General features: G+C 72.6%; 17 protein-coding genes. 12 read left to right on the forward strand and 5 right to left on the reverse strand.

The annotated features are described in order from the left end of the window. Window positions 1-2: 2 nt before the first annotated feature. Together EDD54_RS16965 and mutL are read right to left on the reverse strand one after the other, a co-directional pair. Window positions 3-1,625 (reverse strand): CHASE domain-containing protein, encoded by a 1,623-nt coding sequence (locus tag EDD54_RS16965; protein ID WP_126538402.1) that lies wholly within the window; start codon window positions 1,623-1,625, stop codon window positions 3-5. 104 nt (window positions 1,626-1,729) lie between these two features. Next, window positions 1,730-3,589: a DNA mismatch repair endonuclease MutL gene (gene mutL / locus EDD54_RS16970; RefSeq protein WP_126538404.1), complete on the reverse strand. Its 1,860-nt coding sequence runs from the start codon at window positions 3,587-3,589 to the stop codon at window positions 1,730-1,732. A gap of 141 nt (window positions 3,590-3,730) precedes the next feature. Between mutL and EDD54_RS16975 the strand changes: the two genes are divergently transcribed. Further along, window positions 3,731-4,594 (forward strand): TIGR01459 family HAD-type hydrolase, encoded by an 864-nt coding sequence (locus tag EDD54_RS16975; RefSeq protein ID WP_126538406.1) that lies wholly within the window; start codon window positions 3,731-3,733, stop codon window positions 4,592-4,594. A 42-nt stretch (window positions 4,595-4,636) separates the two neighbouring features. Here the strand turns inward: EDD54_RS16975 and EDD54_RS16980 are convergent, their stop codons facing one another. Continuing rightward, window positions 4,637-5,281 (reverse strand): protein phosphatase CheZ, encoded by a 645-nt coding sequence (locus EDD54_RS16980; RefSeq protein WP_207620375.1) that lies wholly within the window; start codon window positions 5,279-5,281, stop codon window positions 4,637-4,639. Window positions 5,282-5,385: 104 nt separating this feature from the next. After that, window positions 5,386-5,769, reverse strand: coding sequence for a response regulator (locus EDD54_RS16985; RefSeq protein ID WP_126538408.1), 384 nt, complete (start codon window positions 5,767-5,769; stop codon window positions 5,386-5,388). A 297-nt stretch (window positions 5,770-6,066) separates the two neighbouring features. Between EDD54_RS16985 and EDD54_RS16990 the strand changes: the two genes are divergently transcribed. The 7 genes from EDD54_RS16990 to EDD54_RS17020 all read left to right on the forward strand — a co-directional run bounded on the left by EDD54_RS16990 (window position 6,067) and on the right by EDD54_RS17020 (window position 15,031). Continuing rightward, on the forward strand, window positions 6,067-6,525 hold the full coding sequence (locus tag EDD54_RS16990; protein ID WP_126538410.1) for a MaoC family dehydratase: 459 nt from the start codon (window positions 6,067-6,069) through the stop codon (window positions 6,523-6,525). A 134-nt stretch (window positions 6,526-6,659) separates the two neighbouring features. Next, window positions 6,660-7,658 carry a bifunctional riboflavin kinase/FAD synthetase gene (locus tag EDD54_RS16995; RefSeq protein WP_126538412.1) on the forward strand — a complete coding sequence of 333 codons (999 nt, stop codon included), beginning with the start codon at window positions 6,660-6,662 and terminating at the stop codon, window positions 7,656-7,658. A gap of 249 nt (window positions 7,659-7,907) precedes the next feature. After that, window positions 7,908-10,847: an isoleucine--tRNA ligase gene (gene ileS / locus EDD54_RS17000; RefSeq protein ID WP_126538414.1), complete on the forward strand. Its 2,940-nt coding sequence runs from the start codon at window positions 7,908-7,910 to the stop codon at window positions 10,845-10,847. Further along, entirely contained in the window at window positions 10,844-11,353 is a 510-nt protein-coding gene (gene lspA, locus EDD54_RS17005) for a signal peptidase II (protein WP_126538416.1), read from the forward strand. The genes ileS and lspA overlap by 4 nt, the downstream gene beginning before the upstream one ends. 93 nt (window positions 11,354-11,446) lie before the next feature. After that, window positions 11,447-12,103 (forward strand): hypothetical protein, encoded by a 657-nt coding sequence (locus EDD54_RS17010; protein WP_126538418.1) that lies wholly within the window; start codon window positions 11,447-11,449, stop codon window positions 12,101-12,103. Between the two features lie 163 nt (window positions 12,104-12,266). Beyond that, the gene (locus EDD54_RS17015) at window positions 12,267-13,643 is read left to right on the forward strand and encodes a M16 family metallopeptidase (RefSeq protein WP_245515799.1); all 1,377 of its coding nucleotides are present in this window, start codon (window positions 12,267-12,269) and stop codon (window positions 13,641-13,643) included. A gap of 41 nt (window positions 13,644-13,684) precedes the next feature. Beyond that, entirely contained in the window at window positions 13,685-15,031 is a 1,347-nt protein-coding gene (locus EDD54_RS17020; RefSeq protein ID WP_126538420.1) for a M16 family metallopeptidase, read from the forward strand. Between the two features lie 44 nt (window positions 15,032-15,075). On the opposite strand, the gene EDD54_RS17025 is transcribed toward EDD54_RS17020, so the two are convergent. After that, entirely contained in the window at window positions 15,076-16,455 is a 1,380-nt protein-coding gene (locus EDD54_RS17025) for an EAL domain-containing protein (protein ID WP_126538422.1), read from the reverse strand. A 231-nt stretch (window positions 16,456-16,686) separates the two neighbouring features. Between EDD54_RS17025 and EDD54_RS17030 the strand changes: the two genes are divergently transcribed. From EDD54_RS17030 to EDD54_RS17045, 4 genes are all read left to right on the forward strand, one after another. Further along, window positions 16,687-16,881 (forward strand): heavy-metal-associated domain-containing protein, encoded by a 195-nt coding sequence (locus EDD54_RS17030; protein WP_126538424.1) that lies wholly within the window; start codon window positions 16,687-16,689, stop codon window positions 16,879-16,881. A gap of 120 nt (window positions 16,882-17,001) precedes the next feature. Then, window positions 17,002-18,309 carry a sigma-54-dependent transcriptional regulator gene (locus EDD54_RS17035; protein WP_126538426.1) on the forward strand — a complete coding sequence of 436 codons (1,308 nt, stop codon included), beginning with the start codon at window positions 17,002-17,004 and terminating at the stop codon, window positions 18,307-18,309. 160 nt (window positions 18,310-18,469) lie between these two features. Further along, window positions 18,470-20,161, forward strand: a complete 1,692-nt coding sequence (locus tag EDD54_RS17040) for a methyl-accepting chemotaxis protein (RefSeq protein WP_126538428.1) — start codon at window positions 18,470-18,472, stop codon at window positions 20,159-20,161. A 116-nt stretch (window positions 20,162-20,277) separates the two neighbouring features. Continuing rightward, window positions 20,278-20,871 (forward strand): hypothetical protein, encoded by a 594-nt coding sequence (locus EDD54_RS17045; protein ID WP_126538430.1) that lies wholly within the window; start codon window positions 20,278-20,280, stop codon window positions 20,869-20,871. Window positions 20,872-20,894: the final 23 nt, after the last annotated feature.

The following is a 20,894-nucleotide window of genomic DNA, read 5'->3' on the forward strand; positions in this document are numbered from 1 at the left end:
GGTCACGCCGCTCCGGCGGTGGCGCGGAAGTCGATCTCCACCACGAGCCGGCCGTCCTCGGCGGTCCGCGTCCAGGTCCCCGAGAGCTGGCCGGTCACCAGCGCGTCGATCAGCCGCGTGCCGAAGCCGGCCCGGATGGGCGTCTCCGGCAGCACGATGTCGCGCTCGGACCAGACCAGACGGATCCGCCCGCCCTCCGCCGTCCAGGTCACCGCGAGATGGCCGTCGCCGGAGAGCGCGCCGTATTTCAGCGCGTTGGTGGCGAGTTCGTGCAGCACGAGGCCGACGGCGTAGGCGCGGTCGTCGTCGAGGTCGACGTCGGGACCGGACGTCTCGACGCGCTCGCCCGCCGCCGCGCCGACCTGCCCGAGTTCGCTGCCGACCAGTTCGGCCAGCGAGGTGTGGTCGCGGTGCGAGGCGACCAGGAGGTCCTGCGCCGCGGCCATCGCCTGCAGCCGGCCGCCGAAGGCGTCGAGGAAGGCCGGCAGGTCCGGCGCCGCCCGGCCGGTCAGCCGCGCGATCGACTGGATCCGGCCGATCGCGTTCTTGAGGCGATGGCGCATCTCCTGGAGCACGAGGTCCTTCTCGGCCGCCGCCCGCCGTTCCGTCTCCGACAGGGCCGCCGCGGCGGCGAGTTCGCGCGCCTGGGCGCGGCCCGACCACAGTACGAGCGCGGCGAGGCCGAAGCCCATCGCCAGCACCACCGCCGCGGGATCGAACGCCTCGCTCGCCCCGCCGGGTGCGACCGCGAGCGACAGGTGGAGGGCGCGGCCGGCGACGTCGATGCTGCGGACGTAGGCGCCGCGGAAGGCCTCGTCCGGGGCATTGGCGAACATCACCCCGCCGGTACGGCCGTCGCGCAGGCGCATCAGGAGGGCGATCGGCGACACGCGGTCCTGGGCGCGCCGCATCAGGTCGCCGGCCCGGAAGGGGGCGTAGACGAAGCCGAGGATCGGCCCGCGGCCGGCGACGCCCGCCGCCGGGCGGGCGAACACCGGCACGTAGATCAGGAAACCGGTCTGGCGGCGGGCGTCGATCTCCTGGACGAGGTGCACCGGCCCCGAGGCCCGCGCCTCGTTGGCGCTCCAGGCCTCCGCCATCGCCTTGCGGCGGACCGGCTCGCTCCACATGTCGAAGCCGAGCGCCGCGGCGTTGCGGCCGTCCTGAGGCTCGAGCAGTACGATCGGGAAGCGCATCTCCTGGTCCGTCGCCGGCCAGGGCTCGACGTGCCGGCCGTAGTTCGCCGCGAGCCGCGCGGTCGCCGCCGCCGGATCGGCGGCGGGCACCGCCATCGCGAAACCGACGCCCTGGATGCCGGGGATGCGGTGCTCGACGTCGACGGCACCGAGGAAGCGCCGCAGTGCGTCGCGGTCGACCTTGCCGCCGGCGGCGTCGAAGAAGCCGGCGGCGGCGCGCAGCAGGTTGACGTGCTCGCGGATGCGGGATTCCAGCCGGCTGGCGGCCTGCCCGAGCAGCGCGGTGCGCCGGACGTCGTCGGCGCCGCGGATGGCGTCGGCCATGTAGACGGACAGCGCCAGCACGGCGAGCGCGACCAGATAGGTCGCGACCGGGGCCCGCCGGCGCCGGCGGGCGTCGCCTCCTTCGTGCGCGGTCGGCGTCGTCACGATGCCGTCGCCCCCCTCCCCCGTCGTCTCCCCCACCGGGCCGGGCACCCGACGCAGCCCCGGCCCTCCCCTCGCGACCGGCGGCGCCCGGCGCTCGCCCCGCCTCAGCGCCGTCCGAACAGCCGCTCGATGTCCCCCAGCTTCAACTCTACGAAGGTCGGCCGGCCGTGGTTGCACTGGCCGGACGACGGCGTCGCCTCCATCTCGCGCAAGAGCGCGTCCATCTCCTCGACGCGCAGACGCCGGCCGGCGCGCACCGAGCCGTGGCAGGCCATGGTGGCGGCGACGTGGTCGAGCCGCTCGGCGAGCCGGGTCGCCTGATCCCATTCGGCGAGGTCGTCGGCGAGGTCGCGCACCAGCGCGGCGGCGTCGATCCGGCCGAGCAGCGCCGGCACTTCGCGCACGGCGACGGCGCCGGGGCCGAACGACTCGACCACGAGGCCGAGGGCGGCGAGTTCGTCGGCGCGGGCGAGCAGGCGGTCGACGTCCTCCTCGGCCATGTCGACGACCTCGGGGATCAGCAGCATCTGCGTCGTCACGCCCGCCGCCATCTGCGCCTTCAGCCGCTCGTAGACCAGCCGCTCGTGGGCGGCGTGCTGGTCGACGATGACGAGGCCGTCGGTGGTCTGGGCGACGATGTAGGTCTCGTGGACCTGGGCGCGCGGAGCGCCGAGCGGACGGGCGAGCCGGTCGGGCGAGGGTTCGGCGGCATCGGCGCGGGCGTCGGCCGAGACGGCGCCGGCGACAGCGTCGAAGCGCGGCTGCACCGGGTTGGCGAAGCCGGCTGGGCGCACCTCGGTCGGCAGCGGCCGTTCCGGCGCCGAGCGCCAGTCGAAGGCGGCGGCCGGCCGCGACGACCACGACAGCGCCGATCCCGGCCGGCGCGCGCCGGAGGCGACCGGCGGCGGATCGGCGGCGATCGCCTCGGCGAGGGCGTCGAGCGTGGCGGCGCCGTGGGTCGACGAGGCGCGGTGGCCGGCGAGCGCGTGGGCCTGCCGCAGCGCGCCGACGATCAGGCCGCGCACGAGGCCGGGATCGCGGAAGCGGACGTCGGCCTTGGTCGGGTGGACATTGACGTCGACCTCGTGCGGGTCGATCTCGAGGTAGAGCGCCACGGCGGGATAGCGGTCGCGCGCCATCACGTCGGCGTAGCCGGCGCGGACGGCGCCGAGCAGCAGCTTGTCCTGCACCGGCCGGCCGTTGACGAAGAGATACTGCGCCAGCGAGTTGGCCTTCTGGAAGGTGCCGAGACCGGCGAGGCCGGAGAGGCGCACGCCCTCGCGCACCGCCTCGATCGGGATGGCGTTCTCGGCGAACTCCCGCCCCATCACCTGACCGATCCGCACCGCCGGATCGCCGTTCCGGACCGCCGGATAATCGAGCGGCGCGCGGTCGGCGCCGGCGATCTCGAAGCGCACCGCCGGGTGGGCGAGCGCGAGGCGCTTGACGATCTCGGTGGCGGCGCCGGCCTCGGCGCGGTCGGTCTTCAGGAACTTCAGCCGCGCCGGCGTCGCGAAGAACAGGTTTCGGACCTCGACGCGGGTGCCGGCGGCGAGCGCGACCGGCCGCGGGCCGTCCTTGGCGCCGCCGGAGACGGTCAGGCCCCAGCCGTGCGGCTCGTCGGCGTGGCGCGTCTCGATCGCGAGTTCGGCGACCGAGCCGATCGAGGGCAGCGCCTCGCCGCGAAAGCCGAGGGTGCGGATGTCGAGGAGGTCATCCTCGCGCAGCTTCGAGGTGCAGTGGCGCTCGACCGCGAGTTCGAGATCGGGCCGCGTCATGCCGGCGCCGTCGTCGGCGACGCGGATCAGCGTCTTGCCGCCGCCCGCGGTCACGACCTCGATCCGGCGCGCGCCGGCGTCGAGCGCGTTCTCCACCAGCTCCTTGACGACGCTGGCGGGACGCTCGATCACCTCGCCGGCGGCGATGCGGTTGATCGTGGACTCGGAAAGCTGACGGACTGCCATTGCGACCCCGGTTGGAGGCTGGCCGCGGATCATGCCGGATTCGAGGCGGCGGCGGAACGGGCGGCGCAGCGCTTCCCCCAGCCGCGTCCGCGGCGACCCCGGCTTGACCCGAAGCCGCGCGCATTCTACCCGTCGGCGATCATGAAGACAGTCACGCTCGTTCCCGGCCTCTCCGTCCTCGCCGATCGCTACCGCGCCGTCGTCTGCGACGTCTGGGGCGTGCTCCACAACGGCGTCGTCGGCTATGGCGAGGCGGGCGAGGCGCTCCGCCGCTTCCGCGCCGACGGCCGGCCGGTGGTGCTGCTCACCAACGCGCCGCGCCCGGCGTACGAGGTCGAGGCGATCCTGGCCCGGTTCGGGATCCCGCGCGACGCCTACGACTGCATCGTCACCTCGGGCGACGCCTGCCGCGGCCATCTGAAGCGCGAGGGCGCGGTCCGGGTGCTGCACCTCGGCCCGCCGCGCGACCTGCCGCTGTTCGAGGGCCTGAAGCTCGACCTCGTCGGCGAGGAGGAGGCCGAACTCGTCGTCTGCACGGGCCTCTTCGACGACGACACCGAGACCGCCGAGGACTATCGCGCCCTGCTCGGCCGCTGCCTCGCGCGCGGACTGCGGATGTTCTGCGCCAACCCGGACATCGTGGTCGAGCGCGGCGACCGGCTGATCTACTGCGCCGGCGCGATCGCCCAACTCTACGACGATATGGGCGGGGAGACGGTGATGTTCGGCAAGCCGCACAAGCCGGTCTACGACATCGCCCTCGAGACGGTGGCCGAGATCGCCGGCGAGCCGATCGCCCACCACGACGTGCTGGCGATCGGCGACGCGCTGCCGACCGACGTCAAGGGTGCCTGGGGCCAGGGCTTGCCGGTTCTGATGGTGACGGCCGGCATCCACGCCGCCGACTTCGGGCCGGCCGACGCGCCGGATCCGGCGGCGGTCGCCAAGCGGCTCGCGATCGAGGGGCTGGAGATCACGGCGGCGGTGCCGCGTCTCGTCTGGTGAGGCGGGCGCCCGGGCGGGCGCACCGTCGACGGCGCGCCGCGGTCAGGCCAGCAGCGCGTCGATGTCGTCCTGGCTGACGCCCTCGCCCTTGAGCTGGGGGCCGTGCAGGATCAGTTCGCGGCGGCGGCGTTCCTCCGCGGTCTCCTCGTCGGGTGCCGGCGGCTGGTCGCTCGGCACCAGTTTCAGACGTTCCACCAACTGGCTGATGCGCGTGTCGAGGTGGTTCAGGGTCTGCACCACCTTGGAGATGCGCTGGCCGGTGATGTCCTGGAACGAGCAGGCCTCGAAGATCTCGACCACCTTGTCGTTGACCAGCGCCTGGAAGGCGTCCTGATCCGACGGGTCGGCGCCCATGATCTCCTCGGCCGCCGACATGATGGCGTTGGTGGCGGTCTCGGTAGCCTCGACGATGGCGTCGAGTTCGCGGCCGGCGGCGGGAATGCGGTCGTAGCGCATGTCCGCCAGCTTGATGTCGCCGATGTCCTTCTTCATCGAAGCGATCATGCCGGCCATCTCGCCGAGTTCGGCGTAGACGCTGACGTCGATCGGATGGATGTAGCTGCGCAGCGTGTCGGTCATGGCCTCGGCGAGGCGCATGACGTCCTCGAGCGAGATCTCCGCACCCTTGCGGTCGTTGCGCAGGTAGTCGATCACGCGAGCCATGTGCTCGGCGGTCATGTCGGCCATGATAGGCAGTTCCCTCCGTTCCGGCGCGATCGGAGATCGCGCCGGCTACGCCCCCGTTTCCCCCCGGCGGGCCGTCGATCGCTGGGTCGCCGGGGCCGGCGGGCTCAGTCGCCGAACACGGCCTCGATCTTGCCCTTCAGCGTCTGCGCGTTGAACGGCTTGACGATGTAGTTGTTCACGCCCGCCTTCTTCGCCGCGATGACGTTCTCCGTCTTGGACTCGGCGGTCACCATGATGAAGGGCGTCTTGGCGAGGCTGGTGTCGGCACGGACCTGCTTCAGCAGCTCGTAGCCGGTCATGGGCTCCATGTTCCAGTCGGAGATGACGAGCCCGTAGCGGCGCTCGCGCATCTTGCCGAGGGCCTCGGTGCCGTCGGAGGCCTCGTCCACGTCCTCGAAACCCAGCTGCTTCAGCAGGTTCCGGATGATTCGGATCATGGTCTTGTAGTCGTCGACCACGAGAACCGGGATCGAAGTGTCCAGGGCCATCGTCTACTCCAAACAAGGCGCGGCACGCCTCCGGCCGCGTTGACTTTGAGCCGTCATCTCTCGTCGCGCCGCATCCGTCCGTTTCCGGCGGATACGCCCCGCTTCAGTTGCGACACTACGGTAAGGACCTGAAAAGTCGGTTAATCCGGCGGGACCCTCGGAAAGACGTGAAACGGGGTCGCGAAAACCGCTCGTTCATCTCGTCGCATGGACCAATTGGTCGGTTGCGCGGGGCCCGGCTCCGGCGCCATTCCTGGCGCGCGCCGGCGAGCGGGCGCTGGACGGAGAGACGAGACGATGGCCTTCGCGGAGATCACCCAGTACTGCTTCGAGGACCTCGCGGTCGGCATGCGCGAGACCTACCTCAAGACCGTGATGGATTCCGACGTCATCGGCTTCGCGCAGCTGTCCGGCGACCGCAATCCGATCCACCTGTCGGAGCATTTCGCCGCCCGCACCCGCTTCGGCGGCCGCATCGCGCACGGGCTCTACACCGCCAGCCTGATTTCGGCCGTGCTCGGCATGCGCCTGCCCGGTCCCGGCGCGGTCTATCTGTCGCAGACGCTGAACTTCAAGGCGCCGGTCAGGATCGGCGACGTCATCGCCGTGTCGGTCGAGGTGGTCGAACTGCTCGAGAAGGGCGCCCGCGCCCGCCTGCACTGCGAGGCCCGCGTCGACGCCGCCGTCGTCCTCGAGGGCGAGGCGATGGTCAAGGTGCCGCGCCGCGCCGAGATCGAGGCGATCGCGCGGGAGTGACGGCGCCCCCTCCCCTGCGCCGGCCGGCTTGACGGCCGGGCGGGTGCGGTGCGAGGGTCCGCCGCGCCGGACGCGACGTCCGGACACGGCCGGCCCTCCGGACCCGCCGTCCCCGCCGCAGTCGCATCGGATCCATGCCGGGCTCGTCCTTCCTCGTCCACGACCTCGCCCTCGCCGACGGCGCCGCGGGTCTGCCGTCCGTCCTTTCCGGTGCGGTCGTCGCGATCGGCAACTTCGACGGCGTGCACCGCGGCCATCAGGCGGTGCTGGAGGCGGCGCGCGCCGAGGCCGACCGCCGCGGCGCGCCCGCCGTGGTGCTCACCTTCGAGCCGCACCCGCGCGACGTCTTCAAGCCCGACGAGAAGGTGTTCCGGCTGACCCCGCCGCACGTCAAGGCGCGGATCGCCGAGGCGCTCGGCTTCGACGGCCTCGTCACCCTCGGTTTCGACCGCGCCCTCGCCGCCGTGCCGGCCGAGGACTTCGTCGCCGACGTGCTGGTGCGCCGGCTCGCCATCGTCGGCGTCGCGGTCGGCTGGAACTTCCACTTCGGCGCCCGCCGCGGCGGCACGCCGGACCGGCTCGCCGAACTCGGCGCGCTGGAGGGCTTCGCGGTCGAGATCGTGCAGCCCTTCGCCGACGAGGGCGGCACGGCGGTGTCGTCGAGCCGGATCCGCGGCCTGATCGCGGACGGGGCGGTCGGCGAGGCCGCCGGCTTGCTCGGCTACCGCTGGTTCTTCGAGGGCACCGTGGTCGACGGCGACAAGCGCGGCCGCACCATCGGCTATCCCACGGCCAACGTCCGCCTACCCGCCGAGACCCGGCTCGCCCACGGCATCTACGCCGTGCTGATCGAGATCGACGGCGAGACCCGCCACGGCGTCGCCAGCTTCGGCCGCCGGCCGACCTTCGACAACGGCGCACCGGTGTTCGAGACCTACGTGTTCGACTTCGCCGGCGACCTTTACGGCCGCACCGTCGCGGTCACGCCGGTGTCGTACCTCCGCCCGGAGATGCGCTTCGACGGCGTCGCCGCCCTGGTCGCGCAGATGGACCTCGACGCCGCCGAGGCCCGCACCCTGCTCGCCGCGCTCACGCCGCTCACCCCGCTCGACCGCGCCCTCCACTTCGCCTGAGGGCGGGGGCGGCGAGGCCGCGCGGTTTCCCCCTTCAATTCCCCGGCGGATCCCGCTAGAACCTCGCGCCATGTCGACTTCTCCGGTCGCCGCCCCGCGGCGTGTCCCGATCGCCCGAATTACCGGCCCGGCCCTCGCCGTCCGCGCCTGACCACGGGCGCGCGCCGAGGGTCCGGGATGCCGAACCCGTGCCGGCGACGCGACATCCGCCGGCTCCACGACCGCCCTTCCGCCGGACGAGACCTTCCGATGACCGACCGCCAGCCCGAGACGGCCCGCGACTATTCCGAGACGCTGAACCTGCCCGTGACCGAGTTCCCGATGCGCGCCGGCCTGCCGCAGAAGGAGCCGGCGCTGATCGCGCGCTGGGACGGCATGAACCTCTACGCCCGCCTCCGCGAGAGCGCCGCAGGCCGTCCGAAGTTCGTGCTGCACGACGGCCCGCCCTACGCCAACGGCAACCTGCACATCGGCCACGCGCTCAACAAGACGCTGAAGGACATCGTCACCCGGTCGCACCAGATGCTGGGTTACGACAGCAACTACGTGCCCGGCTGGGACTGCCACGGCCTGCCGATCGAGTGGAAGGTCGAGGAGCGCTACCGCGCCGACGGCAAGAACAAGGACGAGGTGCCGATCAACGACTTCCGCGCCGAGTGCCGCGCCTATGCCGAGCACTGGGTCGGGGTGCAGGCGGCGGAGTTCCGCCGCCTCGGCGTCGAGGGCGATTTCGCGCGCCCCTACACCACCATGGCCTTCTCCGCCGAGGCGATCATCGCCAGGGAACTGCTGAAGTTCGCCGTGAGCGGCCAGCTCTACCGCGGCTCCAAGCCGGTGATGTGGTCGGTGGTCGAGAAGACCGCGCTCGCCGAAGCCGAGATCGAGTACGAGGAGTACCAGAGCGACACGATCTTCGTGAAGTTCCCGGTCACCACGGGTGACGGGGCGCTCGCCGGTGCGGCCGTGGTGATCTGGACGACCACCCCCTGGACCATGCCGGGCAACCGCGCGATCAGCTACTCGAACAAGATCGGCTACGGTCTCTACGAGGTCACCGACGCGCCCGAGAACAACTGGGCGAAGATCGGCGAGCGCTACGTGCTGGCCGACGCGCTCGCCGAGGGCGTGTTCAAGGCGGCCAAGGTCGGCGCCTTCGCGCGCCTTGCCGACGTCTCGCCGGATCTCCTGGCCGGGCTCGTCTGCGCCCATCCGCTGAAGGGCCTCGGCGGCGGCTACGGGTTCGCCGTCCCCCTCCTCGACGGCGACCACGTCACCGACGAGACCGGCACGGGCTTCGTGCACACCGCGCCCGGCCACGGCACCGACGACTTCGAGATCTGGACCGCGAACGCGCGCGCGCTCGCCGAGCGCGGCATCGACACCGCGATCCCGTTCACCGTCGACGACGACGGCTTCCTGACCCGCGAGGCGCCCGGCTTCGAGGGCCGGCGCGTCATCACCGACAAGGGCGACAAGGGCGACGCCAACCAGGCGGTGATCGAGGCGCTGGCCGCCGCCGGCGCCATGGTCGCGCGCGGGCGGCTGAAGCACCAGTATCCGCATTCCTGGCGCTCCAAGAAGCCGGTGATCTTCCGCAACACGCCGCAGTGGTTCATCCACATGGACCGCGCCATCGACCGCCCGGGCGACACCCTGCGCACCCGCGCCCTCGCGGCGATCGAGGCGACGGAGTTCTACCCGCCGACCGGCCGCAACCGGCTCACCGGCATGATCGCGAACCGGCCGGACTGGGTGGTGTCGCGTCAGCGCGCCTGGGGCGTGCCGATCGCGGTGTTCCGCCACAAGGACACCGGCGCGCTGATCCCCGGCGCGGACTTCGCCCGCAACGACGACTACGTCGCCCGCGTCGACGCGGCCTTCCGCGCCGAGGGCGCCGACGCGTGGTTCGCCGACGGCGCGGCCGAGCGCTTCCTCGGCGGCCTCGTCGACGACGTCGGGTCCTACGAGCAGGTCCGGGACATCCTCGACGTCTGGTTCGATTCCGGCTCGACCCAGGCCTTCGTGCTGGAGCAGCGGCCCGACCTGAAGTGGCCGGCCGACGTCTATCTCGAGGGCTCGGACCAGCACCGCGGCTGGTTCCACTCCTCGCTGCTCGAGAGCTGCGGCACCCGCGGCCGGGCGCCCTACGACGTCCTCGTCACCCACGGCTTCACCATGGCCGAGGACGGGCGGAAGATGTCGAAGTCGCTCGGCAATCAGGTGTTCCCGCAGGACGTGATCGCCCAGTCGGGCGCCGACATCCTCCGGCTCTGGGTCGCCTCGACCGACTATGCCGAGGACCAGCGCATCGGCAAGGAGATCCTGAAGACCGTCACCGACACCTACCGCAAGATCCGCAACACCCTGCGCTGGATGCTCGGCACGCTCGCCCACGACGACGGCTCGTCGATGCCGGTCGCCGAGATGCCCGAGCTCGAGCGGCTGATGCTGCACCGGCTCGCCGAACTCGACGAGGTCGTGCGCGCCGGCTACCGCGGCTTCGACTACAAGCGCATCCACGCCCAGCTGTCGCAGTTCATGACGGTGGAGCTGTCGGCCTTCTACTTCGACGTCCGCAAGGACGCGCTCTACTGCGACCCCGCCGGCTCGGTGCGCCGGCGCGCCGCGCTCGAGGTGGTGCGCCACCTCTATCGCTGCCTCGTCACCTGGATGGCGCCGCTGATGCCGTTCACCATGGAGGAGGCCTGGCTCGACCGGCATCCGGGCGAGACCTCGTCGGTGCACCTGCAGCTGTTCCCGGACATCCCGGCCGGCTGGCGCGACGACGAGCTCGCGGAGAAGTGGACGAAGATCCGCCGCGTGCGCCGGGTGGTCACCGGCGCGCTCGAGGTCGAGCGCGCGGCCAAGCGGATCGGCTCGTCGCTGGAGGCGGCGCCGGTCGTCCACGTCGCCGACCCCGAGCTGCGCGCCGCGCTCGACGGCGTCGACCTCGCGGAGATCGCGATCACCTCGCAGATCATGGTGTCCGACGCGCCGGCGCCGCCCGGGGCCTTCCGCCTCGACGACGTCGCCGACGTCGCCGTGGTCCCGGCGCTCGCCGAGGGTCGCAAGTGCGCGCGGTCGTGGAAGATCCTGCCCGAGGTCGGCACCGATCCGGACTATCCGGACCTGACGCTGCGCGACGCCGAGGCCGTGCGCGCCTTCGACGCCGCCCGGTCGGCCGCATGAGCGGGGCGGAGGCGCCGCGCGCGCCGATCGCCCTGGCGCTCGCCGTGACGGTGGCGGCACTCGTCGTCGATCAGGCGAGCAAGCTCTGGATCCTGAAGGGCACCGATCTCGCCGACGGCGGCGCGATCGGGCTCCTGCCGGTGCTCGACCTCGTGCTGGTGTGGAACCGCGGCATCTCCTACGGGCTGTTCCAGCAGGACGATCCGGTCGGGCGCTGGGGGTTGGTCGGCTTCACGGTGCTGGCCGCCGTGGTGCTGTCGGTGTGGATGCTCAGGACGAATCGCCGCCTCGTCGCCGCCAGTCTGGCGCTGATCGTCGGCGGGGCGATCGGCAACCTGATCGACCGCGTCGCCTACGGCGCCGTGGTCGATTTCGTCTATTTCCACGTCGGGAGCTTCTCCTGGTACGTGTTCAATCTCGCCGACGTGTGGATCGTTGCGGGGGTGGCGGGGCTCCTGTATGACTCCTTCCGCCCCGGCCACACCGACGCCTCAAAGGTGAATTAGCGGTCGTTCCGAGGGTTCGGCGGATCGGCGCCGGCGGAGACGGCGCCGGTGCGGCGACTCCGGCAAGGCGACTGGGGCTAGACGGGATCGATGATGACCTCCACTTCTCTGAAGCGTCTGGCCGCGCTCGCCGCCGTCGGCGTCTCGCTCTCGGCCTGTGCCGGTCTCGGCACCTCCGTCGCCGAGGACGATCCGGAGACCGAAGTCCCCAACGTCTCGCTCGGCCGGACCGTGATGGAGAGCCTCGGCGCCGTGCCGTCGCGCCAGCTGCCGATCAACTACACCCCGCGTGCGCCGCTCGTGGTTCCGCCGAACACCCAGGCCCTGGTGGCGCCCGAGGCGGCGAACCAGATCGCCGCCAACGATCCCAACTGGCCCGTCGACCCCGACGTCGTGACCCGGCAGCGCCTACGCGAGGCCGCCGCCCGCGAGGCCGGCCGCGACTCCGGCGACCCGCTGCCGAGCGGCGAGCTGCTCGCCGAGCGCATTCCGACGCAGGGGCTGCGCCGCACCGACCCGAACGACGATCCCGGCCGCGTGATGCGGCAGAGCGAGTTCGACCGCGGCTGGAAGTCCAAGGGCATCGACGGCACCGGCGTCTACAACATCGACGGCACGCCGCGCCGCCGCGCCCTGGTCGAGCCGCCGGTCGCCTATCTGCAGCCGGCGCCGGGGGCGCCGGTAGCGATCCCCGACGAGACCGATCCGAAGACCAAGGGCGGCATCCTGCAGCGCTTGAAGTTCTGGTGAGCGCGGCGGTCGACGACCGTCGCGACGTGTTCCGAGGGCCGCCCCCGCGCGGCCCTCTTCGATTCCGGGCCGCCGCGACCTAGGGTCGCGTCGCCCCGATCGCGGGTGTCGCCGGCGCGCCGCGCCCCATATCCGTTGTCCGGACATTCCAGGGAGGGGCGCGATGACGCCGAGGACGAGCGACGTGATGCGGGCGGGCGCGGTCGTCGCGCTGCTGGCGATCTCGGCCGGGACGGCCGCCGCCGCCGAGCCGGCGCCGCCGGTGATCGGGGCGGACGTATCGTCCTTCACGCTCGACAACGGCCTCGAGGTGGTGGTGATCCCCGACCACCGCGCCCCAGTCGTCACCCACATGGTCTGGTACAAGGTCGGCAGCGCCGACGAGCCCGAGGGCAAGTCGGGCATCGCCCACTTCCTCGAGCACCTGATGTTCAAGGGCACGAAGACCCATCCGGAGGGCGAGTTCTCCCGAGTGGTCGCCGAGATCGGCGGCGACGAGAACGCCTTCACCACCACCGACTACACCGCCTACTTCCAGCGGGTCGCCAAGGAGAACCTGCATCTCGTCATGTCCTACGAGGCGGACCGGATGCAGAACCTGATACTCACCGACGAGAACGTCACGCCCGAGCGCCAGGTGGTGCTCGAGGAGCGGGCGATGCGGATGGAGAGCGAGCCCGGCGCCGCGCTCGGCGCCGCCATGGACGCGGTGCTCTACCTGCGCCACCCCTACGGCATTCCGGTGATCGGCTGGCGCGAGGAGATCGAGAAGCTCGGCAAGGACGACGCCATCGCCTTCTACGACCGCTTCTACACCCCGAACAACGCCATCCTGGTCGTCGCCGGCGACGTCGTCGAAGCCGACGTCCGCGCCGCCGTGGCCGACACCTACGCCAAGGTCGCGCGCCGGGCCGAGCCGCCCGTGCGGGCGCGGCCGCGTGCCGTCACACTCGAGGTGCCGCGCAGCGTGTCCGAGGCGAGCGCCAAGGTGAACCAGGAGAGCGTGCAACTGTCCTGGCTGGCGCCGTCCTACCGCACCGCGGAGCCCGGCGAGGCCGAGGCGCTGGAGCTCCTGTCCGAGGCGGTCGCGGGCGGCCCGACCAGCCCGCTCTACCGCGACCTCGTGATCGAGCGCAAACTCGCGACCTCGGTCGGCACCAGCTACAATTCCGGGCGGTACGACGACGGCGAGTTCTCCGCCTACGCCGTGCCGCGCGAGGGCGTGAGCCTCGAGGACATGCGGCAGGCGCTGCTCGACGGCCTGAAGCGCGCCGTCGACACCGGCCTGTCCGACGAGGCGGTGGCGCGCGCCAAGAGCCGGCTCGAGGCCGACACCATCTACGCCCAGGACAGCCAGACCGCGCTCGCGCGCATCTTCGGTTCGACCCTCGCCACCGGCGGCACCGTCGACGACGTTCGGCACTGGCCGGCGCGCATCCGGGCCGTGCCGACCGCGGCGGTGAAGGCGGCAGCCGGTCTGCTCGCGCCCGAGCGGAGCGTCACCGGCTATCTGCGCAGCGCGCCGAACGGCCGCTCCTGACGTCCGGCCCCGCCGCAGTCGCCCCCACGAGGTTCGCCGCCATGACCTTCGCCACCCGGACCGTCACCGTCCTCCGCCGCTCGCTGGCCGCCGCCGTCGGCGCCGCGATGCTGGTCGCCACCGCCCTGCCCCTCGCCTCGCCCGCCCTCGCCGCCAACGCTGTCCGCGAGGTCGTCAGCCCCGGCGGCATCCGTGCGTGGCTCGTCACCGACCACACGGTGCCGCTGGTGTCGATGGACTTCGCCTTCCGCGGCGGCGCATCCCAGGATCCGGCGGGCAAGCCCGGCGTCGCCAACCTGCTGTCGACGCTGCTCGACGAAGGCGCCGGCGACCTCGACAGCGCCGCCTTCCAGCGCCGGCTCGACGAGACCGCGGTGCGGCTGTCGTTCTCCGCGACCTACGATTCCTTCGGGGGCTCGTTCGCCAGCCTGTCGTCGCGGCTGAAGGAGGGCGTCGGCCTGCTGGCGCTGGCGCTGTCGGCGCCGCGCTTCGACCCAGACCCGATCGAGCGGATGCGCGCCAGCCTCGTCTCGGGCCTGCGCGCGCAGGAGAGCGATCCGGACACCATCGCCGGCCGCATCTTCCGCGAGGCGACCTTCCCCGACCATCCCTACGGCCGGCCGGACGAGGGTACGCCCGAGACGCTGGCGGCGATCGGCCGCGACGACGTCGCCGCCTTCCACGCCACCAAGCTCGCCCGCGACAATCTGGTGATCGGCGTCGTCGGCGACGTCACGCCCGAGGAACTCGCTCCGCTGCTCGACCTCGCCTTCGGCGCGCTGCCGGCGAAGGCGGACCTGACGCCGGTGCCCGACGTCGTGCCGAAGACCGGGCTGACGCTGTCCGCCACCGTCGACGAGCCGCAGACGTCGATCCGCTTCGCCACGCCGGGCCTGCTGCGCGCCGATCCGGACTTCATGGCCGCCTACGTGATGAACCACGTCCTCGGCGGCGGCACTTTTTCCTCGCGGCTCTATACGGAAGTGCGCGAGAAGCGCGGCCTCGCCTACAACGTCTTCAGCGCGGTGATCCCCTACGACCACGCCGGCCTGTTCCTCGCCGGCACCGCGACCCGGGCCGACAAGGCCGCCGAGAGCGTGGCGGTGATGCGCGGCGAGCTCGAGCGGATGGCGACGGAGGGGCCGACCGAGGCGGAGCTCGCCTCGGCCAAGACCTACCTCGTCGGCAACTACGCTCTCCGCTTCGACTCGTCGTCCAAGATCTCGGCCCAGCTCGTCGGGCTGCAACTCGACCATCTGCCGATCGACTATTTCGAGACCCGCAACCGACTGGTCGAGGCGGTCACGCTCGACGACGTCCGCCGGGTGGCCAAGCGCATCCTGGCGGCGCCGACGACGGTGCTGACGGTCGGTCCGGGCGCCGGCTGAGGGCGTCGGGTTTCCGATCCGGGTTCGTGAGACAGCGCGAGGGGTCAGCGCGTCGCCCGGAGCGGCGGCGCGGTGCGCGGCGCGGCCGCTGCGGGCGACGCGGCCGGCTGGGCGGCCGGCGCGGCGCTGCCGAGGATCTCCGGACGGACCTGCCGCGGCGCCGAGAACAGGAAGCCCTGGGCGAGGCGGACGTCGTAGTCCAGGAGGTCGATCACCTGCGATTCCGTCTCGATGCGGTCGACGATGGTGGCGATGCCCTGGCGCTGCAGGTGGCCGGCGAGATCGGCCGGATGGATGTCGCTGGCCGGCATCGCGGTGCGGCCGAGCAGGCGGTCGGCGGCGATCTTGGCGGTGCGGAAGCCGAGGTCGGACAGACCGCGGAAGTCGGTCCTGAGGTCGGTGACGTTGTCGACCGAGAAGCGGAAGCCGAGGTCGGCGATGGCGCGCAGGCTCTCGATCTCGAGCGGGCCCATCTCGGCGAGCGCGTCCTGGCGGAACTCGAACTGGACGAGGTCGGCGACGGCGCGGTTCTGGGCGAGGAAGGCCTGGAATTCCCGGAAGAAGGTGCTGTCGGCGAGGCTCGCCAGCGACAGGTTCACGAACAGGCCGATCTCGGTGTTGCGCGCGGTCAGGCGTTTGAGCACCTGGAACGAGCGGATCACCTGGAAGGTGTCGACCTTGGCGACGAGACGGCGCGCCTCGGCGACCGGGATGAACTCGGCGGCGGGGATCAGCCGGCCGTCGGCACCGCGCAGGCGGGTCAGCACCTCGTAGTAGCGCACCTTGCGCTGCGGCAGCGTCACCACCGGCTGGAGGTGGATCTCGATGCGCTCGGCGCGGATCGAGGTCTCGACCTCTCGCTCGAAGCCGGACGGCACGCGCGACGGCTCGGGCTGCACGGCCGACGCCGGGGCGGCGAGGCGGGGTTCGGGCGTCGCGGCGATCTGCACGGCCGGCGCGGCCGGCGGCTGGACGGCCGGCTCCGGCGCCGCGGCGATGCGCGGGCGGGCGGCGAGTTCCTCGATGCGGCGCTCGTGGCGGATCTCGATGTCGGCGACGGTCTCGGCGATCTGCTTCATCAAGTGGCCGAGCACCTCGACCTCGGCGGCCAGCGGCTCGGTCTCCTCGCGGACACGGGCGCCGACGTCGCCGTCGGCACGGGCGGCACGGACGGCGGCCTGACCGGCCTCGGTATTGGCGTCGGCGGCGACGGCGGCGATCTCGGCGATGCGCTGCTCCATCCAGACGCGGTCGCGGCGACGCTCCATCTGGATGTGCGCGAGCGCGAGCCCGAACAGGGTCGCGAGGCCGACCGCACCGGCCTCGAACAGGCCGAAATCGAGGGCGTAGCTCAGCACCACGGCCAGCGAGCCCGCCGTCACCGTCATGGCGACCGCGATCAGGATCGTCGACAACCGGCTCATGCGCCGCGGAACTCCACCAGGGAACGGACCATCGAATCAGCGCCGATGATGCTCGGTTTCATCCTGACCGGCGACCGTTAACCGGCGGTTAACCATGAACGATCCACCGCGCGTACGGCCCCGGGCCGGATCCGCCGCCGCCCGGCCCTTGACCTTCCCCCTGCCGGAAGGTCCACATCTGCGGAGGCGACGCCGGGCGCGGCCCGTGCGCACACCCTGGGAGACGGAGCCATGATCGAACTCGACGTCGGCGGCATGACCTGCGGCGGCTGCGCCAAGGCGGTGGAAAAGGCGGTGGCGCGGACGGATCCGGCGGCCAAGGTCACGGTCGACCTTCCCACGGGCAAGGTCCGGATCGAGAGCGCGACGCCGGCGGCGGCCTTCGCCGAGGCGATCGAGGCGGCCGGTTACGAGGTCGCCGCCTGACGGGATCGGGCGGCGACGGCGCGGCGGATCGGCGGGCAACCGTTTGTTTACCATGACGCGGCCAAAGTCCGGGTCGGCACGGAAGAATTCCGCGCCCAAACCCGCAAGGACTGCAACAGGATGGGTGTCGCCCCTCGTACGACGTCGTCGCTCCGCCTCCTCGTCGTGGACGCGGACCCGATCGCCCGCCGCGACGTGAGGACCGCGCTCGAGACGCGCATCGCCCGCCCGCTCGTCATCCTCGAGACCGGTGAACCCGACGCCGCCCGCGCCATGCTGTCGGACCGCGGCTTCGACGTGGTCGCCGCCGATCTCGCCACCGTCGGCGGGGCCGCGGGTGTCGCCGCCCTGATCGAGCGTGCGCCGACCGTGGTCGCCTACGCGCTCGGGCCGGCAGCCAACGTGCGCGACGCCGTCGCCGCCGTCCGGGCCGGTGCCGCCGACTTCATCGAGAAGCCGCTCGACGGCGCCGCCTTCGCCCGCCGGATCGAGCGGCAGTTCGGCAGCCTCGCGGTCGCCCTCGCCCCGGTGGCCGGCGACGCCCTCGCAGGCGACGGCGCGGCCATGCGCGCCCTCGCCGACCAGATCGCCCGGATCGGACCGTCGGCCGCGCCCGTGTTCGTGTCGGGCGAATCGGGCACCGGCAAGCCACAGGTCGCGCGCGCCGTCCACGCCCGATCCAAGCGCCGCGACGGCGAGTTCGTGGCGGTGGACTGCCGCGGCCGCGACGCCGACACGCTCGTCGCCGAACTCTGCGGCCCGGGCGGCGCCTTCGACCGCGCCGACGGCGGCACGCTGTTCCTCGACGAGGTCGCCGGGCTGCCGGACGTCGTGCAGACGCTGCTGCTGCGCTATCTCGACACCGGCGAGGTCGGCGGCGCCGCCGACCGCCGCAGCGTGTCGGTGCGCCTGATCGCCTCGACCAACCGCCGCGGCGAGGCCGACACGCCCCGCGCCGGCCTCAGGCCGGACCTGTTCTTCCGCCTCGCCGTGCTCACCCTCGAGGTGCCGCCGCTGCGCACGCGCGCCGAGGACGTCGCCGCCCTCGCCGACGACCTCGCGCGCCGGCTCTGCCGCGAAGCCGGACGCCGGCCGCTGCGCTTCTCCGCCGAGGCGCACGAGACGCTGCGCCGCCACGCCTGGCCGGGCAACCTCCGCGAATTGCGCAACCTCGTCGAACAGCTGATCGCGTCCGGCGTCGAGGACGTCGCCGACGCGGCCGACGTCGAGGCGCTGCTCGAGCCGGCTGCGGCGGCGCCGGATCCGCGCGCGGCGATCCGGCCGTTGTGGATGGAGGAGGCGGCGATCATCGAACGGGCGATCGAGGTCTTCGGCGGCAACATCGCGCGCGCCGCCATGGCGCTCGAGATCAGCCCGTCGACAATCTACCGCAAGCGCCGCGGCGACGACGGCAGCCGCGTCGCCTGACGGGCCGGACATGTCGGCGGCACCGGTCAGAACCGGCCTGAAGCCGTCTCGACATGAAATCCGCACATCGTGCGATGACGAGACCGTTCGCGAAGGGAATTTTTACCCTCCTGGTGTCCGATGGCGAGGATCTCGTTTCCGGCTGCAGGTGGAGGAACCCTTGGCTTCGATCGGTACCCGGACCAACGTCCTCTTCGCGGGCCTCGTGATGCTCTGCGCCGCCATGGGCGCGGCCGGCCTCGTCTCGACGCAGGTCGTCGGCGATCGCGGCGTCGTCGTCGGCCGCACCCTCGGGCCGCTGACGTCGGCGGTGATCGAGACCCGCCTGCTCACGACCCGCGCCCACCTCTACTTCGAGGAGCTGATGGCGGGCGACGACAGCATCCCGATGGACGAGATCCGCGGGCTGGTCGACCGGGCCGCCGGCGAGGCGCGGACGCTGGTCGACGGCGGCACCACGGCGCTCGGCCATTTCGAGGGCAGCGCGTCGCCGACGGTGCGCAAGGGCGTGGACGACATGCTCGCCGAGCTCGCCGCCTTCCGCGACGCCGCCGAGAAGCGCTACGCCGGGCGCGCGGACACCGCCGCCAACCAGGCCGGCTCGGCCGCCGACCAGGCCTTCGACGCCTCGTTCGAGGCGGTGGTCGCCGCCAGCGAGCGGACCGAAGCCGAACTCTCCGCCGAGATCGCCGCGACGATCGGCGAGCTCGAGGCGACCCGGACCGGCGCCATCGCCATCATCGCCGGCATCGCGCTCGCCGCCTTCGCCGCCGCCGTCGCCGGCGCGCTCTACCTGCGCGCCACGGTGGCGCGGCGACTGGCACGGCTCGCCGAGGCGACGCGCCGGCTGGCGTCCGGCGACACCACGGCCGACCTCCCGGTCTGGAGCGGCGGCGACGAGATCGCCGTGCTCGCCAATGCGATGGGCGAGTTCCGCGGTGCCCTGGTCCGACAGGCCGAACTCGGCCGCCGCCTCGCCGACGAGCAGCAGGAGCACCGCACCGAGGCCCGGCGGATGACCGAACGTCTCGCCAGCGACTTCCGTGCCCGCACCCAGTCCTTCCTCGACGACCTCGACGGCGCCGCCGCGCAGATGAACGGTTCGGTCCGCGAGATGAAGGCCGTCGTCGCCGAGACGGTCGGCCGGTCCCGCGAGACCGGCTCGAGCGCCGACGCCGCCGCCGGCGCGGTCGAAGCGGTCGGCTCCGCCGCCGCGTCGCTGATGACCTCGACCGGGCGGATCGGCGCCGAGGTCGGCCGCGCCGCCGAGATCATCGCCTCGGCGGCCGAGACCGCCCGCGACGCCGACGAGCGCGTCGGCGGCCTCGCCGCCACCGCGCGCCAGATCGGCGACGTCGTCACCATGATCCAGGCGATCGCCTCGCAGACCAACCTGCTCGCCCTCAACGCCACCATCGAGGCGGCGCGCGCCGGCGAGATGGGCAAGGGCTTCGCGGTGGTCGCCAGCGAGGTCAAGGCGCTCGCCGACCAGACCGGCAAGGCGACCGAGACGATCGCGCGGCAGGTCGAGGCGATCCAGTCCTCCACCGACGACGCCGCCGTCCGGATCCGCCGGATCGCCGAGCAGATGGCCGACGTCGACCGGCTCGCCGGCTCGATCGCGGGCGCGGTCGACGACCAGCGCGGCGCGACCGACGCCATCGGCGGCACCGTCGACCGGGTTCGCCACGGCGCGGCCGCGGTCGGCGCCGGCATGGGTAAGATCGACGAGGCGACCCGGCGCGCCGCCGCCTCGGTGGAGGAGGTTGCCGACGCCGCCGACCGGGTCGGCCGGCAGTCGGCCGCGCTCAAGTCCGCGGTCGACGAGTTCCTCGGCCGCATCGCCTCCTGAGGCGCGCCGCAGCGACCGTCCGGAAGCGGAGGCGGCGCAGTGGATCGCCCGTTCTTTTCAGCGGCGAAATCCGCTAAGGAAGCGGGAGCGTCCATCGAAATCGAGAGTGCCCGGGCATGCGTCCCGCCCGTATTCCCCCGTTCGCCCGTCTCGTCGCCGCGGCCCTCGCCGTGGCCCTCGCCGCCGGCCCCGCTCGTGCGGGCGCGATCGTCGACCGCGCCGAGGAGGCCGAGGTGCAGCTGTCGTCCGGCAACGCCGTCAAGGCGCTCGCCTCGGTCGAGGCCGCGTTCAACACCGTGTGGGACCGCGCGCCGCTCGGCTTCTCCGAGGCGCTGTTCGTCGCCGGCAAGCCGGAGGGATTCGGCATCTATCAGGCGCGTACCGGCAACGTCTTCCGCACCGGCGAGGACATGCTGGTCTACGCCGAGCCGTTCGGCTTCGGATACGGCGAGGACGGCGAGGGCTTCCGCATCACCTTCGACGCCGACTACGAACTGCGCAACGCCCGCGGCCAGATCATGACCGCGCAGAGCGGCTTCGCCGTGCTCGACACCGCGACGCGCCGCCGCAACAAGGAATTCCAGGTCTTCGTCACCTACAGCTTCGCCGGCCTCAAACCCGGCGACTACGTGCTGGTGACGACGCTGCGCGACCGCAACTCCGACAAGAAGGGCTCGTTCGAGCTGCCGTTCACCATCGCCGCGCCGTGACGGCGCCGTGACCGGCGCGCGTC

Source organism: Oharaeibacter diazotrophicus (assembly GCF_004362745.1).
In the GTDB taxonomy this organism is placed as follows: Bacteria; Pseudomonadota; Alphaproteobacteria; order Rhizobiales; family Pleomorphomonadaceae; genus Oharaeibacter; species Oharaeibacter diazotrophicus.

What these genes read in the sequence shown, in the direction of transcription:
- EDD54_RS17020 (WP_126538420.1), top strand. Translation starts at nt 13,685, where the DNA reads ATGACCTTCGCCACCCGGACCGTCACCGTCCTCCGCCGCTCGCTGGCC.
- EDD54_RS17025 (WP_126538422.1), bottom strand. Translation starts at nt 16,455, where the DNA reads ATGAGCCGGTTGTCGACGATCCTGATCGCGGTCGCCATGACGGTGACG.
- EDD54_RS17030 (WP_126538424.1), top strand. Translation starts at nt 16,687, where the DNA reads ATGATCGAACTCGACGTCGGCGGCATGACCTGCGGCGGCTGCGCCAAG.
- EDD54_RS16995 (WP_126538412.1), top strand. Translation starts at nt 6,660, where the DNA reads ATGCCGGGCTCGTCCTTCCTCGTCCACGACCTCGCCCTCGCCGACGGC.
- EDD54_RS16980 (WP_207620375.1), bottom strand. Translation starts at nt 5,281, where the DNA reads ATGGCCGACATGACCGCCGAGCACATGGCTCGCGTGATCGACTACCTG.
- EDD54_RS16985 (WP_126538408.1), bottom strand. Translation starts at nt 5,769, where the DNA reads ATGGCCCTGGACACTTCGATCCCGGTTCTCGTGGTCGACGACTACAAG.
- EDD54_RS16990 (WP_126538410.1), top strand. Translation starts at nt 6,067, where the DNA reads ATGGCCTTCGCGGAGATCACCCAGTACTGCTTCGAGGACCTCGCGGTC.
- mutL (WP_126538404.1), bottom strand. Translation starts at nt 3,589, where the DNA reads ATGGCAGTCCGTCAGCTTTCCGAGTCCACGATCAACCGCATCGCCGCC.
- EDD54_RS17015 (WP_245515799.1), top strand. Translation starts at nt 12,267, where the DNA reads ATGACGCCGAGGACGAGCGACGTGATGCGGGCGGGCGCGGTCGTCGCG.
- EDD54_RS17035 (WP_126538426.1), top strand. Translation starts at nt 17,002, where the DNA reads ATGGGTGTCGCCCCTCGTACGACGTCGTCGCTCCGCCTCCTCGTCGTG.
- EDD54_RS16975 (WP_126538406.1), top strand. Translation starts at nt 3,731, where the DNA reads ATGAAGACAGTCACGCTCGTTCCCGGCCTCTCCGTCCTCGCCGATCGC.
- ileS (WP_126538414.1), top strand. Translation starts at nt 7,908, where the DNA reads ATGACCGACCGCCAGCCCGAGACGGCCCGCGACTATTCCGAGACGCTG.
- lspA (WP_126538416.1), top strand. Translation starts at nt 10,844, where the DNA reads ATGAGCGGGGCGGAGGCGCCGCGCGCGCCGATCGCCCTGGCGCTCGCC.
- EDD54_RS17010 (WP_126538418.1), top strand. Translation starts at nt 11,447, where the DNA reads ATGACCTCCACTTCTCTGAAGCGTCTGGCCGCGCTCGCCGCCGTCGGC.
- EDD54_RS17045 (WP_126538430.1), top strand. Translation starts at nt 20,278, where the DNA reads ATGCGTCCCGCCCGTATTCCCCCGTTCGCCCGTCTCGTCGCCGCGGCC.